The sequence below is a fragment of the Streptomyces sp. NPDC002884 genome (genome assembly GCF_040295245.1).
Classification (GTDB): Bacteria; Actinomycetota; Actinomycetes; order Streptomycetales; family Streptomycetaceae; genus Streptomyces.
In genome coordinates, this window is record NZ_JBEOVB010000002.1 from 138,039 (window position 1) to 155,090 (window position 17,052).

Below are 17,052 nucleotides of genomic sequence, written 5' to 3' on the forward strand. Positions count from 1 at the left end.
AGGTTCGTTGCTGCCCGGTCAGCCTCATACTCCCTGTGGTCCCGACCCGCCCCACAGGGAGGAACGACATGTCCCTCGTCACCCGCCGCAGAGTTCTCACCGGCCTCGGCGCCACCGTCGCCGCGGTGCTCGCCCCGCCCGCCGGCAGCGCGTTCGCCGACGGGCGCGAGCATGGCCCCCGCCCGTTGCGGCGCGCCCACGCCCACAACGACTACGAGCATCCCCGTCCCCTCCTCGACGCCCTCGATCACCGCTTCGGCAGCGTCGAGGCCGACATCTTCCTCGTCGACGGCGAACTCCTCGTCGCCCACTCGGCGGACCAGCTCGACCCCTCCCGCACCCTGGAGTCGCTCTACCTCGCCCCGCTCGCCGCCCGGGTGAAGGCCAACCACGGTTCGGTGTACCGGGGCTACCGGCAGCCCCTGCAACTGCTCATCGACATCAAGACCGAGGGCTCCTCGACGTATCTCGAACTCGACCGCCTGCTCAAGCGGCACAAGGGCCTGTTCACCACCTACGCGCACGGCCGCGTCCACCCCGGTCCGGTGACCGCCGTCATCTCCGGCGACCGCGCGGCCCGTACGCCCATGGCGGCTCAGAGCGTCCGCCGGGCCTTCTACGACGGCCGACTGGCCGACCTCGGCACCTCCGCGTCCTCGTTCGCCTCGCTGATCAGCGACAACTGGACGCTCAACTTCACCTGGCTCGGCGTCGGCGCGTTCCCCGAGGCGGAGCGCCAGAAGCTGCGGAGCATCGTCGGTGCCGCCCACGCACGCGGCCAGCAGGTGCGGTTCTGGGCCACGCCGGATCTCGCGGGTCCCGCCCGCGACGCGCTGTGGGGCGAACTCCTCGCCGCCGACGTCGACTACCTCAACACGGACGACCTCGCGGGCCTGGAGGCGTTCCTCGACGCCCACCGGACGGCGTGACGCACTCGCCTGACACCACTCGTTCGGCGGACAGGTCAGCCGCCCGGACGAACCCTCCGTTACGCCACACTTGCGGCCGAACGCCGTGAAACGGACGTGTCGGAGGAGGTTGACGGTGGCCATTTCGATTTCCGCGGTGCTGTTGCTGTTCGTCCTGGCGGTGATCTTCACACGCAACGGCGGACTGAAGGTCTCCCACGCACTGGTCTGCCTGCTGCTCGGGTTCCTGCTGGCAGGCACCGACCTGGCCCCCACCATCCACAGCGGCCTCACGGCCACGGCCGACATCGTCGGCAGCCTTCGACCGTGAGGCCGCTGCGGGTTCACCCATGAGCCGGGCGACTACTTGGTGAAGACCCCGATGCCGTTGGCCACCGGGCGTTCGTACCCGTCGGACGGGTGGTTGCGGACCGTCACCTTGGCCGAGCCCGCGGGACGGGCCACCAGGGTCGACGAGCCGCCGCCGTCCAGACTGAAGCCCTCGGTCGCGCCGAGGCTCTTCAGGGCGCCGGCGACCTCGGCGATCGTCAGGCCCCTGCGGTACGCGGTGGCACCGTCCAGGGCGAACAGGTACACCCGCTTCCCGCCGTTGCCGATGCCCACGGCCGTACGCACCGCCGAGACCGACTTGTCCAGACCGGACAGCGGCTGGGAGCCCGACAGCACCGGGTAGCCGCCCACGGCGAAGCTGTACGCCGACCTCGACGCGGCCGTCAGCCCGTAGCGCACCGCCACCGCCTGGCCCTTGACGAGGTTCTTCAGGCGCGCCGCCCCCGCCTCCCGCCCGACGAGGACCGTGGTGCCGGCCGTGATGACGCCGCTGCCGGGTGCGGTCGACGTCGACACCACCCGGCCCTTCCTCACGGTCACCTCGTAGGTGCTGGTGCTGCACGCCGCGGCCCGTTCGGTGTCCGTGCCGCAGGTGGCCCGCTTGCGCGAGACGCTGCCCCAGTCCGAGGTGTACGCGCCGATGGAGTTCTCGGCCAGCGCGTACTGGTTGACGCCGCCCAGCGGCAGCCGCCGCCCGAGGACGCTGACCGTTCCGTCGAGGGACAGGCTGTCCACCCGGGCCCTGCCGTCGGTGCCGACACCGACCACGGCCCTGGTGTTCGTGCCCGGCGGCAAGGCGGGCCCGAAGCGCTGCCCGTTCGGGACCGCGCCCTTGAGCGCCTTGCCGTTCACGACCGCCGGCCCCACGCTCGCCCCGGTCGCCGCGACGCCCGGGTGCTGCGTCTCGCTGATGTTGAAGAAGTCGCCGTTGATGCCGGCGACGGCCTTCTGGCTGTTCGCCAGCGAGGAGACGGCCGCACGGGACGCGACCGCCCCCGGGTACAACAGCCCGAGGCGCACATGGGTGTTGGTGAGATCGACGCTGAGCACATGCACGTGCGTCGTCCCGGCGGCCCCCGCCAGGTCGTACTGCCGGTACGCCACGCCCGCCGCCACGGTGGTCCAGGTCGCGGCGTCGGCCGGGGCCGCCCCCGCGAGCGCCGCCCCGGCCATGGTGCCGAGCGTGACGAGCAGCGTCACGCTCTTTCTGCGCACCCCGTACCGCTTCTGATGTCGTGTCACGGACCCCCCTGGGTAGTTCGGGCCGCAACTTTCTCATGACCTGCGGGAACTCCCGCCAGGGGGGTGAGCGGGAAGACCACGAGAACGGGTGAGGAAAGGCACGATTCCGGGTGGCGTGCACCGCCGTTCGGCCGTGCCGTCCCGCCCCGTGTGCTAGCCCGTCACCCGAGCGGTCGGGCTCGGGGCCGCGTAACAGCGCAGGGACACCGTCCGGGCCGGTCCCCACCGCTGGTCGACGGTGCCGAGGAGCCGCCAGCCGAGCCGCTCGTAGAAGGCCGCCGCGGGGTCGGTGGCGACCACGTCCAGGACCGGGTGGAGATCCCGGGCGCGTGCCGCCCCGACCGCCCGTGCCAGGAGAGCCGCGCCGACGCCGTGACCGCGGGCCCCGGGTGAGACGTACAGCCGGCTGATCACCGCGGGCGCCGTCCGGCCGTCCCACAGGTCCGCCGCCACGTCCCCCTGCTCGGCGCCGCACAGACCGGCATGTCCGACGACCCGCCCGTCCGTCTCGGCCACCCACGCGGCGAGCAGGCCGCCCGGCGTCAGCCATCGGTCGGGCCGGTCGGGCCAGTCGACCGGATAGCCGCTGTGCGCGTGCACCAGCGCGAGCGCGGCGACACAGCCGTCCAGGTCGGCCGGGAGCCGGGGTCGGATGCGGGGTCCGACACGGGGACGGGCGCGGGGCGATCCGGCGGGGTCAGTCGTCATCGCCGCCCACCCGGCCGTCGTGCCCGGCGAACGGGGTGAAGTGGGCCGGGGCGTGATCGATCGGCAGGTCCGGGCGCCAGACGGTGAGGGACTGGGCGCTGCACACGAACAGGGACGGCGGCAGGTGGTCCAGGGAGTACCAGCGCCAGTCGCCGACGCTCTCCCCGGGCTGGTCGGCCGGTTCGCCCTCCCAGTCGGTGACGACGGCGCCGACGGTCATCCGTACGACACCCTCGACCCGGTCGAGCAGGGTGCCCAGCAGACGTACCTTCGACGGGTCCGCCCGCAGCCCGGTCTCCTCGCGCAGTTCCCGCACGACCGTCTCCTGGAGCGACTCCCCGGGCTCGACCGTGCCCCCGGGCAGCTCCCAGGTGCCCCGCCGGTGACGGCCCAGGAGCAGTCCCCGGGGCCCGTACAGGATGGCGCCGACGCCGATCGCCGCGTGCGCGACGGGCGGGAGACCGGTGCGGGGGCGGGCGCGGACGCGCGAGGGGCGCCGGGCCCGGAGGACCCGGTACGCGGCGTGGTTCGCGGGGTCCGGCGATGTCACCGGCACCACGTCCTCCACCACCAGCCCGTGTGCGGTGAGCAGGTTCTCCCACGTCTCGGTGGTGGGCACCCACATCCGGACCGTCGTCTCGCCGCCGCCCGCGAACCGCAGCGTCTCCGGCCGCGCCACCGGCTCCGAAGTGGGGCCGTCGCCACTGGAGTTGGTGTGCAGCACGGAGAAGCACAGCGTCCCACCGGGAGCGAGGGCGGTCGCCAGGGCGGGAAACAGCCGCCCTGGGTCGATGAACGGGACGGCGTTGACGGAGTAGATCACTTCGTACGGGCGTGCGGTGCGCAGGTGCTCGACGGCGTCGGCGTGGAGCAGACGCAGTCCGGGCAGCGGGCCGTACCGGTCGCGGGCCCGCTCGATCTGGCCGGCCGCGAGATCGACCGCGTCGACGGTGGCCCCGTACGCGCGGACGAGCCGGGCGGCGTGCCGGGCCGGGCCGCAGCCCAGGTCCAGAACGCGCCGGCCCGCCAGCTCCCCGAGGAACGACTCGTCCGGACCGGCGTCCGGGAACCCCCAGTCGATCCGCTCCGCCTCCGCGAGGGGCGTGCCGCGCCGCAGATGGTGCGTGGCGTAGGCCTGCCAGGCGTCGGCGTTGACGGACTCCGGGCCGTCGGGGGCGACGGGACGGGGCATGGGCGGTCCTCCACGGGTCGGCCGGTCGGTGCGCGTCGGGCCAGTCGATTCTTACCGGACCCGGCACCCGGCAACCGGCGTCGGCGCACGGTGCGTTGCGGGACCGGCGCGCCGGGGAGCCCGGGAGCCCGGGAGCTTCGTCACCGGCGGGGCCGGACGGGTGCTCAGCGGACCGGGTGCTTGCTCAGGATGGACACCCGGTTGAAGGCGTTGATGGTGACCGCCACCCAGATCACCGCCGAGATCTGGTCCTCGGTGAGGACCTCCAGGGCGTCGGCGTACGCGGCCTCCTGCGCGGCGGCGTCGGACGGCACGGTGGTCGCCTCGGCCAGCGCCAGGGCGGCACGCTCCAGGGGGCTGAAGAGAGCGGTGTCCCGCCAGGCCGCGAGGACGCCCAGCCGACGGGTGTCCTCGCCCGCGCGCAGGGCGGCCCTGGTGTGCAGGTCGAGGCAGAACGCGCAGCCGTTGAGCTGCGAGACGCGCAGGTCGATCAGTTCCACGACGCTGCGTTCCAGGCCGGCGTCGGCGGCGGTCGCCCGCACGGCCTCGGACGTCTGGAGCAGTGCGTGGTAGGCCTTGGGGCTCTGCTTGTCTATGAAGATCCGTCGAGTCATAGTTGAAGATCAAACCATTCATGGGTCGGAACAGCAGAAACGAGAGGTGCCCACGGTGAACAAGGCCGAGGTACTCACCCCGCGAGACGTCCCGCTGGGCGGCCCCCGGGCGATGACCGTACGACGGACGCTGCCGCAGCGTACGCGCAGCCTCATCGGCGCGTGGTGCTTCGCCGACCACTACGGCCCCGACGACGTCGCCGACACCGGCGGCATGGACGTGGCCCCGCATCCCCACATCGGTCTGCAGACGGTGAGCTGGCTGTTCACCGGCGAGATCGAGCACCGCGACAGCCTGGGCAGCCACGCCCTCGTGCGCCCCGGCGAGCTCAACCTGATGACCGGCGGACACGGCATCGCACACTCGGAGGTCTCCACCCCGCGCACCACGGTCCTGCACGGCGTCCAGCTGTGGGTGGCCCTCCCGGACGAACACCGCGACGCCCCACGGGACTTCCAGCACCACGCCCCGGCCCCGGTCGGCGTGCCCGGCGCCGAGATCAGGGTCTTCCTGGGCTCCCTGGCCGGCTCCACCTCCCCGGTCCGCACGTTCACCCCGCTCCTCGGCGCCGAACTCGTCCTCGAAGCGGGCGCGGAACTCACCCTCGCCGTCGACCCCGCCTTCGAACACGGCCTGCTCGTCGACACCGGCGAGATCCGCTTCGCCGACACCCCGCTGCGGCCCGCGGAACTCGGCCATCTGGACCCCGGCCCCACCCACCTCACCCTGGCCAACGACTCGACCACCCCGGCCCGCGCGATCCTCCTCGGCGGGCCGCCGTTCGAGGAGGAGATCGTCATGTGGTGGAACTTCATCGGCCGTTCGCACGAGGACATCGCGCGGGCTCGGGAGGAGTGGACGGACGGACTGGGCGGGGCCCGGTTCGGTGAGGTGGAAGGGTACGGCGGCGCCCCGCTGCCGGCGCCGGAACTGCCGTCGGTGCCGTTGAAGGCGCGCCGCCGGACGGTGCGGTGACCCGGCCGCCGCACGGCCGGCCGGGGGGCGCCGGTCAGGGGTGGACGTGCAGTACGTCCTCGTCGTGGGGGTCGACGGTCACCCGATGCCCGGCCGCGGTCAGGGCGGCGCTGTAGCGGGCCGACTCGGTGACCGGGTCGAGCGCCGGGGCCGCGTCGGGGTCGTCCGGGTGGTCGGGCTCGTCGGCCTCGCAGAAGTACACCTCGACGGGTCCGCCGTCCCTGCCCGCGTCGACGACGAAACCGTCGTCCCAGGGGTCGTGTTCCCGGCACCCGGCCAGCCGCAGCACCTCGCGTACCGCCTCGGCGGGACTCCCGGGCGCGCCCGGGTCGGTCCGCGGCGGCGTGTCCGCGCGCAGCAGGGACCGGCCGGCCTCGACCGCCGTGAGGATCTTCCGGCTGTCGAGGTCCCGGAAGTCGGGGTCCAGGGCCCGCAGCGCTCGGGTCGACCGCGAACCGAGAGTGGGCAGGATCCGGCCCCGGAGGTCGCAGACGTAGCCCGCCCAGGCGTCGACCTGTACCTTCGCCGGGTCCGCGACCTCGAGGAAGTTCCCCGCGACGGCGAGTCGGGCCGTCAGACGGCCGTGGAACTCGGTCAGATGCTCCTGGGTCAGCACGACCTCGGCGACCGTGTCGCCCTTGATGACGGTGCGGCCGTGGTTGTAGATGCCCGCGAGGGTCCGGGTCACCTGGAGGTCGCCCTCGACGAGGACCTCGCTGCCCGCGGTGGCGAAGTTCCCCGCCCGCACGTCGCCACGCACCAGGAGGAACGGGCCGAAGTCCCCTTCCCAGTTGGTGACCCCCTCCCGGACGGTGAGATCGCCGTCCACGACGACCCCCAGGAACATGTCCGGGTGCGTCTTCGCCAGCCCGGACCAGGAGTCGAGGTGGGAGAAGTCGAGCGGCAGCCTCTCCAGGGCCGTGTCGCCGCTGAACACGACGACCTCCGCGTCGTCGTCCGGTCGGCCGAGGTGGAACAGCGACCGCACACCGAATCGTTCGTCGGCCTCCCGGAGGGTGACGGCCCTGAGGTGTTCCACGTCGGCTGGTCCTCTCGCACGGCGGTCCGGGGAGCATGTCACGGTGGCCGGTCCGGCCGCGCAGGGGCCCGGTGCCGGCGGCCGTTAGCATCCCGGGCATGAGTGCACAGACCTCGCCGACGGCCTACCGCGTCATCACCGTGGCGGAGGCGGAGGAGCGGTTCGGCGTCTCCGCCGACGTGAGCCACCCCTACCAGGACTTCGCCGACGAGCAGGAGATACGCCTCTACGAAGGCGGACTGCACGTGACGGGCGGCCTGGAGGCGGAGCCCGACGGTGACTGGGTGCCGTACAACACGATCGTGGACGGTGACCTGACCGTCGGCGGCGATGTGGAGTGGTGGGACTCGGCGAGCGGCAACTTCCTGCTCGTCACCGGCAGCCTGCGGGCCCGCCATGTACTGATGTCCGGCTGCCCCACCGTGGTCGTCCGGGGAGACCTGACCGCGTCCGGCACCGTCCAGGGCAGCTACGGCGACGACGGCGGATGCCTGAGCGTCGCGGGCCGCACCCGCGCCGGGGCCGTCCTGTGCACCCTGTACTTCACCATGCACTTCGCCGGGCAGCCCGAAGCCCTGCTCGTCGCGACACCGAGCTGCGTCGACCGACCCGTCGACTTCACCGACGAGGAACTGGACGACCTCGTACGGCCCGAACTCCTCGACCAGCACGGCACGGCCGACGAACGCGCCATCGGCGCCGCGCTGCGCGAAGGCCGGCCGGTCCTGCGCCCCGGCATCCGGCCCAGCCACCTGGTGGCCCTGGACGAACTCGACGCCCTGCTGCCGCGAGCCGGGGAGATCACCGCACTCGACCTCTCCGACCGCAAGCTCCGCCGACTCCCCGAGCAGCTCCACGCCTTCCCCGGCCTGCGGGTCCTCTCCCTCGCCGGCAACGACGCCATCGACAGCCTCGACGAGCGCATCGGCGAACTGACCGCCCTGGAAGAGCTGAACCTCTCCGGCCTCTCGCTCACCGCTCTGCCGGACAGCATCGGCAGGCTGCGCGACCTGCGCGTCCTGGACATCTCCGGCAACTCCCTCGGCGCGCTGCCCGAGTGGATCGGCGACCTCCCCCGGCTGGAGGTGCTGCGCGCCGCCCGGCTGAGCTGCCCGGTCCCCGACGCGGTGGCCCGGCTGAGCGCCCTGCGCGAACTGGACCTGTCGAACCTCCGGCCGGGCTCGTACGACTCCCCGGTGGCGTTCCCGCGACCGGTGACCCGGCTGGCGGCCCTGCGTCGGCTCGACCTCTCGCACGTGTTCCTGGAAACGCTGCCCGACGAGCTGCTCGAACTGACCGCCCTGGAGGAACTGGACCTTCGCGGCTCCCTCTCCGCCCTGCTGCCCCGCCTGCCCGACCTGGCGAGGCTGCCGCGGCTGCGGGTGCTGCGCCTCAACGGCAGCACCCCCTGGTCCTTCCAGCCCGAACCGGGTCGCGAGCTGCTGTCCGGCGTCTGGGACATCACGACTCTGGAGCATCTGGAGATCGACCGCTGGGGCGGGAAGACCGTGGGCGGCGAGGTCGTCCGGGCCGCCTTCACCGCGCTGCCCGACGACGCGTTCGCCCGGATGCCCGGGCTGCGGCGGCTCGACCTGTCCTTCAACGAGCTCACCGCGCTGCCCGAGTCCCTCTTCCGGCTCCCGCGACTCGAGGCGCTGGACCTGCGGTACACCGCCCTCGACGGCTCCACCGGCGACCGTCTGCGCGCCGTCTTCCCCCACCTGCGACCGGACCTCCGCGAACCCGCCGCACAGCCGTCGGCCCCTTCCTGACGGCGGAGCCGCGCCGGGCCCCCGAAAACGCCCAGGCCTGTCGAAAGCGCAGGTTCCCGATCGACGCGAGGCCCCCTCGACGGCTCCGCGGCCGGTACCGGCGTCACCCGCCTCGACTACCGCTGCGTCTCCCGCGGGCGAGGGTCCGGCCGGGGCGGCCGCGGGGCTATGACCTGGCCTTGACCAGCCCCGCGTCGTACGCCGTGATCACGGCCTGGATGCGGTCCCGGGCGCCGATCTTGGCGAGGACGCGGCCGACGTGCTTCTTGACGGTGGACTCGGTGAGGACGAGGCGTTCGGCGATCTCGGTGTTGGTCCAGCCCTGGCCGACGGCGACCAGGACCTCGCGCTCGCGGTCGCTGAGGGTCCGCAGCCGGGGGTCCTCGGCCACCGGGGCGTCGGCGGGCGCGAGGACCCGGTGGGCGTAGGCGTCCAGCAGACGGCGGGTCAGGCGGGGGGCCACGACCGCGTCGCCGGTGGCCACGGCACGGATGCCGGCGACGAGTTCCTCGGGGCGGGCGTCCTTGAGCAGGAAGCCGCCGGCGCCGGCCCGCAGGCCTTCGTAGGCGTACTCGTCGAGATCGAAGGTGGTGACGATGAGGACGCGGGTGCGGCCGCCGGCGGCGACGATGCGGCGGGTGGCCTCGATGCCGTCCATGCCGGGCATGCGGATGTCCATGAGGACGACGTCGGGGCGCAGTCGCGCGGCGAGGCGGACGGCCTCGCCGCCGTGCTCGGCCTCGCCGACCGGTTCCAGGCCGGGGGTGCCCTCGAGGAGCATGCGGACGCCCATGCGCTGCAGGGGCTGGTCGTCCGCGATCAGCACGGTGGTCATGACGGTTGCTCTCCTGGTGCCGGCGGGGTGGGTGCGGAGGGTACGTCGAGCACGACGTCCAGCAGCCAGCCGTGGCCGGTCTCGCGCGGCCCGACGACGACGGTGCCGCCGTACATGGCGGCCCGCTGGCGGATGCCGACGAGACCGTGCCCGGGGCCGTCGGCCCGTCCCGCCGCCGGCGCGGGCGCGCCCGGGGGTACGCCGGTGTCGGCGACCTTGATCCGCACGGAGCCGGCCTCGGCGGTGACGGTGACGTCGGCGGCGGAGCGCGGGCCGGCGTGCTTGAGGGTGTTGGTGAGGGCTTCCTGCACGATGCGGTACACGGTGAGCTGGACGCCGCTGCTCAGCGAGCCGAGGTCGCCCACGGTCCGGTAGGTGACGGCCAGCCCCGCCGCGCGGACCCGCGTCAGCAGTGGGTCGAGGTCCCCGATGCCGGGCTGCGGGCTGAGCGGTTGTTCGCCGTCCTGTTCCTCGCGCAGGACCCCCAGCACGCGGCGCAGTTCGCTCATGGCCTGGCGGCCGGTGTCGCCGAGGATGCGCAGGGCGTCCGTCGACCGCTCGCCCCGGTTGGCGGCGAGGGTCGCGGCGCCGTCGGCGACGCTGACCATCACGGAGAGGTTGTGGCCGACGATGTCGTGCATCTCGCGCGCGACCCGGGAGCGTTCGGCGGCGGCGGTGAGCCGCAGGCGCTGGTCCTGCTCGATCTCCAGGCGCCTGGCGCGGTCCTCCAGGGCCTCCAGGTACATCCCGCGGATGCGGAGGGTCAGGCCGATGGCGACGGCCGCGGCCATGGTGCCCAGCCGGAAGAAGCTGCCGAGCACCGGATGTTCGATCGGCACCAGGACGAAGACGGCCAGCAGCAGTTCGGCGACGGTCAGCGCGACCGCCCAGCCCAGCACCCGCAGGGAACCGTTCCGGGCCAGGGTGTACAGGGCGATGAGCGCGCCGACACCGGCCTGCAGCCAGATCCCCACCGACCACTGGGCGAGGGAGATCAGCGCGATGGCGAAGTACGTGACGGCGGGGGCCTTGCGGCGCCACCACAGGGGGACGGCGAGTGCGGCGACCATGACGAGCAGGACGCCGGTCGGCAGCCGGCCACGGGCGTCCGCGTCCCCGAAGGGGGAGTCGTTGCCGCCCCAGAGCAGGTCGGGCAGGCTGATCGCGGCGACGCCCAGCACGACCGCGGTGTCGAGCAGCCACGGGTGCCGGCGGTCCAGCCGCTGCCGCCGGCTCTGGTCGCGCAGCAGCCGGCCCAGCAGCGGGTGCGCCCAGACGGCCTCGAAGCCGGGGGACGGCGCCGCCGCCCCCCGGACGGCGTCCGCGGCGGCTGCCTGACGGTACGGGCTCATGGACACCATTGTGCTCGTGCCCTGGTCAGGCGTCGGTCCTGGCGAGCCGCCAGGCGGCCCCGGCGAGGGCCAGGGCCACCCAGCCGGCGAACACCGCGAGCCCCGCGCCGGGGGAGAGGGCGTCGGAGGACTGGTGCACGGCGTAGACGGCCGAGCCCGCGTTGCTGGGGAAGTAGGGGCTGAGGGTGTCGTACCAGGAGTCGGGCAGCAGCGAGGCCAGGCCGGGCAGGATCAGCAGGACACCGACCAGGGCGGCGATGGCTCCGGCGGAGGAGCGCAGCAGCACGCCCAGAGCCACCCCGAAGACGGCCACCAGCCCGAGGTAGAGGCCCGCGCCGGCCAGGCTCCGCAGGACGCCGTCGTCCCCCAGGGACAGCGCGATCTTCTCGCCGTCCAGGCCGGGCGCGCCCAGCTGGAACGCGGCCAGTGCGCCGAGGGTGGTGAGGATCAGCGCGATCGGCCCGATCACGGCGGCCTTCGACCACAGGACGGGCAGCCGGCGTGGCACCGCGGCGAGCGTGGAGCGGATCATGCCGGTGCTGTACTCGCCCGCGGCCAGCAGCACGCCGAGGACGCCGACCGCCAGCTGCGCGAAGGACACGCCGGTCAGGGCCAGGCTGACCGCGTCGCTGTCCCCGGAGCCCGAACCGGGCCCGGGGGGTCCGCCGTTGCCCACGGCGTCGGGGCTGTAGGTGTAGGCGGCGATCGTCCCGAAGAGGACCAGCAGGAACACGGCGACGCCCAGGGTGATCCAGCTGGAGCGCAGCGTCCAGAACTTGGCCCACTCCGAACGCAGCACCCGCGGGCCGGTCACCCTGTACTTCGCGGGCGAGGCGGGCGCCGTGGGGTCGGGGGCCGTGGGGTCGGGCGCCGCGGAAAGGCTCGGGCGCCGGTTGCGGCGCGACACGGTGGCGGGCATCAGGCGGCCTTTCGTTCGGTGCCGGCCGGACCGCTCTGGTACTCGACGACATCGCGGGTGAGGTCCATGAACGCCGCCTCCAGGGAGACGGCCTGTGGGGTGAGCTCGTACAACGCCACCCCGTGCTGCGCGGCGATCGCCCCGATCTCCCGGGCGTCCCGTCCGCTGACCAGCAACTCCTCGGCGGAGGAGGAGCTGATCGTGACCCCCGGGCCGGCCAGCAGCGAGCGCAGCCGCACGGCGTCGGCGGCGGCCACCTTCACACCGCCGCCCCCGGCCTCCCGGGTGAAGTCGTCGACGGTGGTGTCCGCGAGCAGCCGGCCCCGCCCGATGATCACCAGGTGGTCGGCGATCAGGGCGGTCTCGCTCATCAGGTGCGAGGAGAGCATCACGGCCCGGCCCTCGTCGGCGAGCCCGCGCAGCAGGTTGCGCACCCACAGCACGCCCTCGGGGTCGAGGCCGTTGACGGGTTCGTCGAGCATGACGATCGCCGGGTCGGCCAGGAGCGCCGAGGCGATGCCGAGCCGCTGGCCCATGCCGAGCGAGAAGGCGCCCACCCGTTTGCCGGCCACGCCGGTCAGCCCGGCCAGCTCGATGACCTCGTCCACCCGGCGGCGCGGGATGCCGTGGGTGTGCGCGAGCGCCGTCAGATGGTTGACCGCGCTGCGCCCCGGGTGGACGGACTTGGCCTCCAGCAGGGAGCCGATCTCGTGCAGCGGCGCGGCGTGTTCGGCGTAGGAGCGGCCGTTGACGGTGACCGAGCCCCCGGTGGGGGAGTCCAGCCCGATGATCATGCGCATGGTGGTGGACTTGCCCGCGCCGTTGGGGCCGAGGAAGCCGGTCACCTCACCCGGCTTCACCGTGAAGCTCAGACGGTCGACCACCGTCTTGTCCCCGTACCGCTTCGTCAGCTCGCGCGCTTCGATCATGGGAGTGGGCCTTTCCTGCCTCGAACCCGCCGCGGCCACAACCGCGGTGTCTGCCTTCGAAACTAGGAGCACGGACGGCGTGATCTCTGGGACCCCGGGGGAATCCTCGGCGGGCGAGTGGTACCGGGGTACCACTCGTGGCCCTCCGCCCACGCCCTCCGCCCACGCCCCTCCGCGCCGGGGCCCGGCCCGGCTTCCCGGATCCGGCGCACGGCCGCCGCCGGCGGCTCGACGACATGCCGTGACCGCACGGTCGGCGTAGGGTCCGCCGTATGGGTGACGGCCCTCGGAACCGGGGGTCCGCGCGTCGTTCAGCGCCCCCTGCGCTGCGGGGAAGGTGAGAGTGTGCCGGATGCTGCCGCTGCCGGGTCGGGTGGGGGCTGCGGTCCGGAGTCGCTGGAGCCGGTCCTGGCCGAGGCCGAGCGGGAGACCGGCGCCTCCGTGACCGCCGTGTACCTGCCCGCGGCCGACGAGCCGGTGCTGCGGCTCGCCGTACTGGGCGGCCTTCCCTGGGAGATCTCCATGCCCTGGGCGCGGGTTGCGCTGACGGCCGCGTCCCCGGTGTCCGACGCGGTGCGGGAACGACGCCTGGTGTGGATCGGCGGCGCGGAGGAGATGGCGCGCCGCTATCCGCGTCTGTCGCTCGTCGTGCCGTACCGCTTCGCGCTGGCAGCCGCCCCGATCACCACGGGCGCGGAGGTCTGGGGCGGTGTGGTGTTCCAGTGGCCCGCCGCGCATCCGGCGCAGCTCACCGAGCGCGAGCGGGAGGCGATGACCGGCCTCTGTGACCGGCTGGGCCGGCTGCTGCGACAGGCGGCCGCCGACGGCCGCCCGGTACGGGCCGGCAGGGTGCCGCGGGTGCTGCCGCCGCCCCGGGCCCGGCCCGCCGAAGCGGCCGAAGCGCAGTCCGCCGTCGACTTCGCCGAGCGCTTCCCCGGCGGCTGCTGCTCGCTGGACGTGGACGGCCGCGTCACCTTCGCCACCCCCACGGCCGCCCGGTTGCTCGGCGCCGCGCTCCCCGACCTGCTCGGCGCCAAGCCCTGGGAGGCGCTGCCCTGGCTCGACGACCCGACCGCCGAGGACTGCTACCGGGCGGCCCTGATCAGCCGCGAACCCACGTCCTTCACGGCCCTGCGGCCGCCGGACCAGTGGCTGTCCTTCCGGCTGCACCCGGACGCCTCCGGTATCAGCGTGTACATCGCCCCCACCCATTCGGCGCACGCCCAGGCCCCGTTCGCCGACCCGCCGCGGCCGCATCCGACGACCGCGGCCACGCCCGGCCGGGCCGCCACCCTCTTCCACCTGATGCACCTGGCGGCCAGGCTCAGCGAGGCCGTCGGGGTCCGGGACGTGGTCGACCAGGTCGCCGAACAGCTTCCGTCCGCCTTCGGCGCGAGGGCCCTCGCCCTGATGACCACGGAGGACGGCCGGCTGCGGATCATCGGCTACCGCGGCTATCCCGCCGACCTCATGCAACGTTTCGACGCCGTCCCGCTCACCTCGCAGACCCCCGCCGTGCACACCCTGACCACGGGTGTTCCGGGCTTCTTCGGCACCTTCGCCGACCTCAGACGCGCCTATCCCCCCGCGGTCCTCCAGGACGGCATGGCGGCCTGGGCGTTCCTGCCGCTGATCACCTCCGGACGTCCCGTCGGTTCCCTGGTCCTCGCCTACGACCGGCCCCGCCCCTTCGTCCCGGAGGAGCGCGCCGTCCTCACCTCCACCGCCGGGCTGATCGCCCAGGCGCTGGACCGGGCCCGCCTCTACGACACGCAACACCGGCTCGTCCACGACCTCCAGGCCGCTCTGCTGCCCCACACGCTGCCCGAGGTCCCCGGCCTGGACGTGGCAGCCCGCTATCTCCCCGCCACCCGGGGCATGGACATCGGCGGCGACTTCTACGACCTCATCCGCCTCGACACCGCCACGGCCGCCGCCACCATCGGCGATGTCCAGGGCCACAACGTCAACGCGGCGGCGCTCATGGGACAGGTCCGCACCGCCGTCCACGCCAACGCCGGCGCGGCCCCCGACGAAGTCCTCGCCCGCACCAACCGACTGCTCACCGACCTCGACCCCGGCCTGTTCACCAGCTGCCTCTACGTCCACCTCGACCTGACCGCACATCTCGCGTGCCTGGCCACCGCCGGCCATCCGCCCCCGCTGCTGCGCCACCCCGACGGCCGCACCGAGGTCCTCGACGTGCCGCCCGGACTCCTGCTGGGCATCGACCCGGACGCCCGGTACACGTCGACCGAGATCCCGCTGCCGCCCGGTGCGGTCCTCGCCCTGTACACCGACGGCATGGTCGAGGCCCCGGGCGTCGACATCGACGACGCCGTGGACGCCCTCGCCCGCGAACTCGGCCGGACCGGGCCCGGCACCATGAACGCCCTCGCCGACGCCCTCGTCCGTCACGCCCGCCGCTCGACCCCGCGCAGCGACGACATCGCCCTCCTTCTCATTCACCCCGTCTGATGCGTATTTCTACGATTTTCACCTTTTGGTGTGCGCTAGGATTCTTTACCGAGTGCTTACACTCCGCCGGGCGCCGACGTGCTCGGCCATGGCTGACGGACCGGCGGTCGCCGCCGATGTGATGGGGGGCGTGGCATGGGTCGGGTCGTCCACGTGCGCGTCGACAACGCCCCTCGCGACGGCGTGCCCGATATCGGCGGTACCGTCCCCGGCCACCACCCCGTGCGCTGACGCGTTCTCCGCCCCACGCGGTGGAACCGGGCAGACCCAGGGCCGGTACCGCCTCACGCGCGACGCCGCCCACGGCGGTGACCCACCCCCTTGTGCGGCACCTTGACGCGGCGACACCGCTTCGGGACGCCCGCACGCCCGTACGGCACAGACGCCACCACCGACTTCGACCGACGGAGGTCAGACGCCCGTGCACGACACCACCGCCCTGCTCATCGAACTCGGGGCGATCATCCTCGTCCTGGGCCTGCTGGGACGCCTCGCCGGACGGGTGGGCTTCTCACCCATACCCCTCTACCTGCTGGCCGGCCTCGCCTTCGGTCACGGCGGCATCCTGCCGCTCGAGGCCAGCGAGGAGTTCGTCGCCACCGGTGCCGAGATCGGGGTCATCCTGCTGCTGCTCCTGCTCGGCCTGGAGTACAGCGCCTCCGAACTCGTCACCAGCCTCAAGACCCAATACCCCTCCGGCGCGGTCGACTTCGCGCTCAACGCCGCCCCCGGCGCGGCGGCGGCCCTGCTGCTCGGCTGGGGCCCGGTCGCCGCCGTGGCCCTGGCCGGAGTCACCTGGATCTCCTCCTCCGGTGTCATCGCCAAGGTCCTCGGCGACCTGCGCCGGCTCGGCAACCGCGAGACCCCGGTCGTCCTGGGCATCCTGGTCCTGGAAGACCTCTCCATGGCCCTCTACCTGCCCATCCTCACCGCCCTGCTCGCCGGGGTCAGCCTCGCGGGCGGAGCCGTCACCCTCCTGATCGCCCTGGGGACGGTCGGGGCCGTCCTGTACGTGGCGCTGCGTCACGGCCGCCTCATCAGCCGCGCGGTCTCCTCCGACAACGCCGAGATGCTCCTGCTGGTCGTCCTCGGCCTCACCCTGCTCGTCGCGGGCGTCGCCCAGCAGCTCCAGGTCTCCGCCGCCGTGGGCGCCTTCCTCGTCGGCATCGCGCTCTCCGGCGAGGTCGCCGAGGGCGCCAGCAGCCTCCTCACCCCGCTGCGGGACCTGTTCGCCGCGGTGTTCTTCGTCTTCTTCGGTCTGCACACCGACCCCGCGGACATCCCGCCCGTCCTCCTGCCCGCGCTGGCGCTGGCCACCGTCACCACCCTGACGAAGATCGCCACCGGCTACTGGGCGGCCGGGCGGGCCGGGATCTCCGCCAAGGGCAGGTGGCGGGCGGGCGGCACGCTGGTGGCGCGCGGCGAGTTCTCCATCGTCATCGCCGGACTCGCCGTCGGCGTCGAGCCGCGCATCGGCCCGCTGGCCACCGCGTACGTCCTGATCCTGGTCATCCTCGGGCCGCTCGCCGCCCGCTGGACCGAACCCCTCGCCCGCCGGCTCACCCCGGGGCGCCCCCGGAGCGCGCCGCCCGGCCCGGTCGCGCCGACGGAGGCCGCCGAGGCCGTCCACGCGAGCCGTTGAGGACCGGCGCGCGGACCGGATCCGCGCCGGACGCACCCCGGGGCACCGCACCGCCCGTACCGCCCGGTGGGAACATGTGTCCGACAACGCTCGAT

15 protein-coding genes are annotated in these 17,052 nt (G+C 73.7%); 6 read left to right on the forward strand and 9 right to left on the reverse strand.

The annotated features are described in order from the left end of the window. Positions 1-68 precede the first annotated feature (68 nt). Both ABT070_RS05065 and ABT070_RS05070 read left to right on the forward strand, forming a co-directional pair. Positions 69-929 carry a phosphatidylinositol-specific phospholipase C/glycerophosphodiester phosphodiesterase family protein gene (locus ABT070_RS05065; protein ID WP_351754813.1) on the forward strand — a complete coding sequence of 287 codons (861 nt, stop codon included), beginning with the start codon at positions 69-71 and terminating at the stop codon, positions 927-929. Between the two features lie 115 nt (positions 930-1,044). Then, entirely contained in the window at positions 1,045-1,239 is a 195-nt protein-coding gene (locus ABT070_RS05070; RefSeq protein WP_351754816.1) for a hypothetical protein, read from the forward strand. 32 nt (positions 1,240-1,271) lie between these two features. Here the strand turns inward: ABT070_RS05070 and ABT070_RS05075 are convergent, their stop codons facing one another. The 4 genes from ABT070_RS05075 to ABT070_RS05090 all read right to left on the reverse strand — a co-directional run bounded on the left by ABT070_RS05075 (position 1,272) and on the right by ABT070_RS05090 (position 5,015). Further along, entirely contained in the window at positions 1,272-2,501 is a 1,230-nt protein-coding gene (locus ABT070_RS05075; protein WP_351754819.1) for a phosphodiester glycosidase family protein, read from the reverse strand. A gap of 153 nt (positions 2,502-2,654) precedes the next feature. Then, entirely contained in the window at positions 2,655-3,209 is a 555-nt protein-coding gene (locus ABT070_RS05080; RefSeq protein ID WP_351754822.1) for a GNAT family N-acetyltransferase, read from the reverse strand. Continuing rightward, the gene (locus ABT070_RS05085; RefSeq protein ID WP_351754825.1) at positions 3,199-4,401 is read right to left on the reverse strand and encodes a bifunctional class I SAM-dependent methyltransferase/NUDIX hydrolase; all 1,203 of its coding nucleotides are present in this window, start codon (positions 4,399-4,401) and stop codon (positions 3,199-3,201) included. Before ABT070_RS05085 ends, ABT070_RS05080 begins: the two co-directional genes overlap by 11 nt. A gap of 164 nt (positions 4,402-4,565) precedes the next feature. Continuing rightward, positions 4,566-5,015: a carboxymuconolactone decarboxylase family protein gene (locus tag ABT070_RS05090; RefSeq protein WP_351754828.1), complete on the reverse strand. Its 450-nt coding sequence runs from the start codon at positions 5,013-5,015 to the stop codon at positions 4,566-4,568. A 112-nt stretch (positions 5,016-5,127) separates the two neighbouring features. On the opposite strand from ABT070_RS05090, the gene ABT070_RS05095 reads away from it, so the two are divergent. Continuing rightward, the gene (locus ABT070_RS05095) at positions 5,128-5,991 is read left to right on the forward strand and encodes a pirin family protein (RefSeq protein ID WP_351755962.1); all 864 of its coding nucleotides are present in this window, start codon (positions 5,128-5,130) and stop codon (positions 5,989-5,991) included. 34 nt (positions 5,992-6,025) lie between these two features. On the opposite strand, the gene ABT070_RS05100 is transcribed toward ABT070_RS05095, so the two are convergent. Further along, positions 6,026-7,030, reverse strand: coding sequence for a hypothetical protein (locus ABT070_RS05100; protein ID WP_351754831.1), 1,005 nt, complete (start codon positions 7,028-7,030; stop codon positions 6,026-6,028). A 98-nt stretch (positions 7,031-7,128) separates the two neighbouring features. Here ABT070_RS05100 and ABT070_RS05105 point away from each other — a divergent pair, with 98 nt between their 5' ends. Then, positions 7,129-8,802 (forward strand): leucine-rich repeat domain-containing protein, encoded by a 1,674-nt coding sequence (locus tag ABT070_RS05105; protein ID WP_351754834.1) that lies wholly within the window; start codon positions 7,129-7,131, stop codon positions 8,800-8,802. 166 nt (positions 8,803-8,968) lie between these two features. Here the strand turns inward: ABT070_RS05105 and ABT070_RS05110 are convergent, their stop codons facing one another. From ABT070_RS05110 to ABT070_RS05125, 4 genes are read right to left on the reverse strand one after another with little or no spacing between them, the layout of a single operon-like run. Then, positions 8,969-9,637, reverse strand: a complete 669-nt coding sequence (locus ABT070_RS05110; RefSeq protein WP_351754837.1) for a response regulator — start codon at positions 9,635-9,637, stop codon at positions 8,969-8,971. Next, on the reverse strand, positions 9,634-10,989 hold the full coding sequence (locus ABT070_RS05115; RefSeq protein WP_351754840.1) for a sensor histidine kinase: 1,356 nt from the start codon (positions 10,987-10,989) through the stop codon (positions 9,634-9,636). The genes ABT070_RS05110 and ABT070_RS05115 overlap by 4 nt, the downstream gene beginning before the upstream one ends. 25 nt (positions 10,990-11,014) lie before the next feature. Next, a complete protein-coding gene (locus ABT070_RS05120) occupies positions 11,015-11,908 on the reverse strand; it encodes an ABC transporter permease (RefSeq protein ID WP_351754842.1) in 894 nt (297 codons plus the stop codon). Next, positions 11,908-12,837: an ABC transporter ATP-binding protein gene (locus ABT070_RS05125; protein WP_351754845.1), complete on the reverse strand. Its 930-nt coding sequence runs from the start codon at positions 12,835-12,837 to the stop codon at positions 11,908-11,910. Before ABT070_RS05125 ends, ABT070_RS05120 begins: the two co-directional genes overlap by 1 nt. A gap of 345 nt (positions 12,838-13,182) precedes the next feature. Here ABT070_RS05125 and ABT070_RS05130 point away from each other — a divergent pair, with 345 nt between their 5' ends. Both ABT070_RS05130 and ABT070_RS05135 read left to right on the forward strand, forming a co-directional pair. Further along, positions 13,183-15,315 carry a SpoIIE family protein phosphatase gene (locus tag ABT070_RS05130; RefSeq protein WP_351754847.1) on the forward strand — a complete coding sequence of 711 codons (2,133 nt, stop codon included), beginning with the start codon at positions 13,183-13,185 and terminating at the stop codon, positions 15,313-15,315. Between the two features lie 421 nt (positions 15,316-15,736). Next, the gene (locus ABT070_RS05135; protein WP_351754850.1) at positions 15,737-16,957 is read left to right on the forward strand and encodes a cation:proton antiporter; all 1,221 of its coding nucleotides are present in this window, start codon (positions 15,737-15,739) and stop codon (positions 16,955-16,957) included. The last annotated feature ends 95 nt before the right edge of the window (positions 16,958-17,052 follow it).

What these genes read in the sequence shown, in the direction of transcription:
- ABT070_RS05065 (WP_351754813.1), top strand. Translation starts at nt 69, where the DNA reads ATGTCCCTCGTCACCCGCCGCAGAGTTCTCACCGGCCTCGGCGCCACC.
- ABT070_RS05080 (WP_351754822.1), bottom strand. Translation starts at nt 3,209, where the DNA reads ATGACGACTGACCCCGCCGGATCGCCCCGCGCCCGTCCCCGTGTCGGA.
- ABT070_RS05085 (WP_351754825.1), bottom strand. Translation starts at nt 4,401, where the DNA reads ATGCCCCGTCCCGTCGCCCCCGACGGCCCGGAGTCCGTCAACGCCGAC.
- ABT070_RS05090 (WP_351754828.1), bottom strand. Translation starts at nt 5,015, where the DNA reads ATGACTCGACGGATCTTCATAGACAAGCAGAGCCCCAAGGCCTACCAC.
- ABT070_RS05095 (WP_351755962.1), top strand. Translation starts at nt 5,128, where the DNA reads ATGACCGTACGACGGACGCTGCCGCAGCGTACGCGCAGCCTCATCGGC.
- ABT070_RS05105 (WP_351754834.1), top strand. Translation starts at nt 7,129, where the DNA reads ATGAGTGCACAGACCTCGCCGACGGCCTACCGCGTCATCACCGTGGCG.
- ABT070_RS05110 (WP_351754837.1), bottom strand. Translation starts at nt 9,637, where the DNA reads ATGACCACCGTGCTGATCGCGGACGACCAGCCCCTGCAGCGCATGGGC.
- ABT070_RS05115 (WP_351754840.1), bottom strand. Translation starts at nt 10,989, where the DNA reads ATGAGCCCGTACCGTCAGGCAGCCGCCGCGGACGCCGTCCGGGGGGCG.
- ABT070_RS05120 (WP_351754842.1), bottom strand. Translation starts at nt 11,908, where the DNA reads ATGCCCGCCACCGTGTCGCGCCGCAACCGGCGCCCGAGCCTTTCCGCG.
- ABT070_RS05125 (WP_351754845.1), bottom strand. Translation starts at nt 12,837, where the DNA reads ATGATCGAAGCGCGCGAGCTGACGAAGCGGTACGGGGACAAGACGGTG.